The organism is Ralstonia soli, assembly GCF_023955655.1.
Classification (GTDB): Bacteria; Pseudomonadota; Gammaproteobacteria; order Burkholderiales; family Burkholderiaceae; genus Ralstonia; species Ralstonia soli.
In genome coordinates, this window is record NZ_JAMXHT010000022.1 from 1 (window position 1) to 4,010 (window position 4,010).

At 59.0% G+C, this 4,010-nt stretch carries 4 protein-coding genes; 1 reads left to right on the plus strand and 3 read right to left on the minus strand.

Going from position 1 to position 4,010, the window contains the following annotated elements; all coding sequences use genetic code 11:
• Positions 1–59 precede the first annotated feature (59 nt).
• From NG900_RS26435 to NG900_RS26445, 3 genes are all read right to left on the minus strand, one after another.
• Complete coding sequence (locus NG900_RS26435) at positions 60–749, minus strand: MFS transporter (protein WP_252685352.1); 690 nt, start codon at positions 747–749, stop codon at positions 60–62.
• 377 nt (positions 750–1,126) lie between these two features.
• Positions 1,127–1,528: a gamma-glutamylcyclotransferase family protein gene (locus tag NG900_RS26440; RefSeq protein ID WP_252685356.1), complete on the minus strand. Its 402-nt coding sequence runs from the start codon at positions 1,526–1,528 to the stop codon at positions 1,127–1,129.
• Between the two features lie 121 nt (positions 1,529–1,649).
• On the minus strand, positions 1,650–2,705 hold the full coding sequence (locus NG900_RS26445) for a type II asparaginase (RefSeq protein WP_289814008.1): 1,056 nt from the start codon (positions 2,703–2,705) through the stop codon (positions 1,650–1,652).
• A gap of 384 nt (positions 2,706–3,089) precedes the next feature.
• On the opposite strand from NG900_RS26445, the gene NG900_RS26450 reads away from it, so the two are divergent.
• A partial coding sequence (locus tag NG900_RS26450; RefSeq protein ID WP_252685354.1) for a cache domain-containing protein occupies positions 3,090–4,010 on the plus strand: 921 nt, incomplete at its 3' end.

Sequence of the window (4,010 nt, forward strand, 5' to 3'; positions counted from 1 at the left end):
CCGCCGAAAAGGCCCCAAGGAGGCAGAAACCGAAGAGTTATCCACACCGCAGTAACGCTTTACGCCGTCTCGGGGTGGGTCAAATTTAGATGAAAACCGTGGGTCAAATTTAGCTGCGCGCCAACACTGATGAGCCACAGCGGAGACTCTGGCACACCGAGGCGGAAGATGAAGATCAACGTTGCTGGGAGGCAGCTCACGATCAGCATGAATCGCCAAGCGTCAGGCCCCAAGTCCCGCAAGAGAAAACCGACGACGTAAGAGAACGCGTAGCCGGCCACCCAGGCAATGGCCATGATGCTGAGCAGCCGTCCCCGGAATCTGATCGGGGAGAGTTCGGTCAGCAGCGCCTTGCTCACGACGTAGTCGAATCCGAGCACCATGCCCAGCGCGAAACGCAAGGCCAAGAGTTGCCACGCATCCGTGACGAAGAACTGGGCTGCGGAGATGACCGCAGCAAACAGCATGTCGTATGCAAAAATCTTCTTCCGGCCAATGCGATCCACGATTACGCCGGAAACCAAACTGCCAAGGAAAAGACCTGCTAAAGCGGCGCCCCCCAACAACCCCATCCAGACCGCGTTAAGTTTCAAGGGAATTGCAGCGAGAGCGATGGCAAGACCGATAATTCCCAACTCAAAACCATCGGCAAACTGACCACCGCAAGCGGATGATCCGACATGCAGATGAAAGCGCCTGAATGGCACGCTCTCAAATGGAACCGCCCGGATAGGGGATGCTTGATTCACGTCATTGTCTCCTTCTAATTAAATTTCTTTAGAGAGAGTGTTGAAAATTGACCCGAGCGTGTTACGCCTGAAGGTCTTTTGAACACCCGCCCTAAGTTCTGGTAACTGCATCGGCGTGCCGCCGCCTTGGAAACCAGTGTAGGGGGACAAATTCAAGAAAACAGCATGTCATCCCGCAGTATCAACAAACCTAATACTAGGTCGCGCAGGGGCTGAAGGTGATATCCGATCTCGCAAGGGCGGGATCGGCGTGCCGGCTACCTACCTTGGGTGCTTGTCGTGGCAGGTAGGCCGAAGTAGGGTCGGGAAACATGGCGTTCCATGTTCGCGCCATGCGAAGGGCTGGTGCACCTTATCGGCGAACGGGTGGTATTTGACTAACGCGACAACCGGTACGCGACCCAATCACCTCCGGCGATTTCCGCCGTGCCCTGAACTGAAGGTGCCGTAACTGGATAGAAGCGGCAGATCATCGATTCACCAGTCACCTGGAGCCTCACATCTCGCCCCACGAAGAGCCCGCCAACACCCGGATAGACCTGCTCGATTTCATCCAGAATCGGTACAAGGTCACGCTCGATCTCGTACACCTCGCCGATCACTGGGATGCCTGCGTCATCGACGACAAGGCCGGGATAGCGGCCAAAGTCGTACAGTTTTCCCCGCATTGAAGCGAACCCAATCAAACGGGGTTTTGCAAGGCCATAGCGGGCGGCCGCATGGCGGATATCATTGGTTTCACCAGCACGCAAGGTGCCGTAGACAAAGATGTTCAGCATTGTCTGAGAATCGGTAACGCCGCACTGGTCGCGCGCAGACCGCATGTCGCGCTCCACTGCAGAAGTTGAGCGGCGCGATGCTGCAGCATCGCGCCCAATGCAGTCGTCGGGTTGTGGACCGTCAGAATTGGTGGAACATCTCTTGAATGCGCGACTGATCTTGGGTCACAGTCAGAGCAAGCATCAAGAGAATGCGGGCCTTCTGCGGGTTCAGGCTGTCGCCAAGAAGACCCAGATAGGCAGGATCCGCAGGTACAAAGCCGCTGCCTGTACGCGAAGAGCGAACAATCACGACACCTTGGCCGATCGCCTTCTTGATGGCGGGCAGCACGAGGAGCGACTCACTGCCAGCACCGACACCCGCTACAACAATTCCCTTGGCGCCGTGGGCCACCGCAGCGTCGTACATGTATCCGCCATCGTTCTGATACCCATAGACGATATCGACTTGTGGCAGCGCGTCCAGCTTCGAAACATCGAATGGCGTTGCCGTCGTGTGCTGCTTCGTCACGCTGGTTTCAAAGTGCGGAACCTGGTCGATCAACATGCCCAGATAGCCAGCATCCAAGCCCTTGAACGTATCGAGCGAGTCGGCATTCGTTTTCGTCGTGTAGCGGGCGGAGCCAATCCGGTCGTTGAGCACGACCATCACACCCCGGCCACGGGCTTCACGGGACGCAGCTACGGTGACAGCCTGCAGAAGGTTGCTAGGACCATCCGCGCTGATCGCCGTCGAGGGGCGCATCGAGCCTGTCACCACGACGGGCTTGTCGCTCTTGACGACGAGATTGAGGAAGTACGCGGTCTCCTCCAGCGTGTCCGTGCCATGGGTAATCACGACACCCGCAATGTCCGGCTGCGCAAGAAGCTGGTTCACGCGCTTGGCGAGCTTGAGCAAGATCTCGTTGGTGATGTTGTCGCTACCGACATTCGAAACCTGCTCCCCCGATACCTGCGCAATTTTCCCGAGTGACGGGACCGACTTGAGCAGCACGTCAGCCGTGAGCACACCCGGTTTGTAGCCCGTGGTTTGCGTTTCGCTCCCCCCGGTTCCTGCGATGGTGCCCCCTGTTGCCAGCACTGCAACGCGCGGCAACGAGGCGGCCCCCTGCGCCTGGGCCACGATGGGCGACATCGAGAGCAGGCAGAAGGCGAGGCCCGCAGAAAGCAGGCTCATGTATTTGCTCACAAGAGCGCGATTGTCTCTCACAGCTGACTCCACGGATTCAAAGATTGAATGGCTGATAGCACGCCACAAAGACGGCACTCGAGCAGCGAGCCTGACCTTGACGAAGGCGACCGGCCAATGAATCACGCATACCCGACGTGGACGAGTTTAGTGATGCCGTGAAGTAGAGATGCAGCTAGCACGCCACTATTAAAGATTCTGATTGTGTGACGCATCAGAAATGAAGGTATGTGCCTTTTCTGCAGGACATCCCGATGCGCGCTTTAGATATCCCTTTGTGCGCCGTAATCAAGCGAGGGTGAGCCGGCTTGGCCGGCTGTCGCGTGCATTACATGTCGGAGCTGCTGTCATGGCTTCGCAGGAGACCATACCGTGCTGACTTCAATTCGTACCCGCATTCTGCTGACCTGCGTTGCCATTGTGGTCGGCGCACTGACTTTCGCCGGCGGCCTCAATTACCTCGTCACCCGCTCGTACGACGACGAGTCGATCCGCCAGAATCTGCAATCCGTCGCGCGCGGTCACATCCAAGGCATTGACGACTGGATCGCCTCCAAAATGCAGATGATGGTGGCGCTGCAAGAAGTGGCACTGTCGGAAGATCCCGTCCCGGTGCTCAAAACCGTAAGCGATGCGGGCGGTTTCACCAAGGTGTACGTCGGCTACCCCGACAAGACCTACAAGTTCTCGAACCCTGCCGGCCTTCCGTCCACATACGACCCAACCGCGCGCCCCTGGTACAAGCAGGCCATAGAGGCGGGCAAGCCGGTGGTGACGTCGCCGTCAGTTAGCGCGAGCACGGGCCAACTGGTGGTTACGTTCGCGGTGCCCATCCTGCGCGACGGCAGCATCAAGGGCGTGATCGGCGGCGACATGACGATGAGCAACGTGATCGCCAACGTGAAGGCGATCCACCCGACGCCGGCCAGCTTCGGCTTCCTCGTCAACGCCGCGGGCAAGATCGTTGCGCATGCGAACGACAAGCTCACGCTCAAGCCCGCGACCGACCTGTCGGCCAGCCTCAACGAAGCCACGCTGGCATCGCTGGCGCAAGCCGAGAAGCCGGTGGAAGTGTCGGTGGATGGCGCGTCCAAGCTGCTCTACCGCCAGGGCGTGGCGGGCACCGACTGGGGCCTGGTCGTGGCGCTGGACAAGTCTGACGCCATCGCCGGCATGCGCTCGCTCGTGATGACGTCGATTGGCGCCCTGGTGGGCGTGGCCATCGTGGCAGCACTCATCGTGGGTGCCATGACGGCACGCGCGTTCCGCCGCCTGTCGATGATCCGCGATGCG

Excerpts from the sequence above, each read along its gene's own strand:
- NG900_RS26440 (WP_252685356.1), bottom strand. The coding sequence starts at position 1,528 with ATGCTGAACATCTTTGTCTACGGCACCTTGCGTGCTGGTGAAACCAAT.
- NG900_RS26445 (WP_289814008.1), bottom strand. The coding sequence starts at position 2,705 with ATGAGCCTGCTTTCTGCGGGCCTCGCCTTCTGCCTGCTCTCGATGTCG.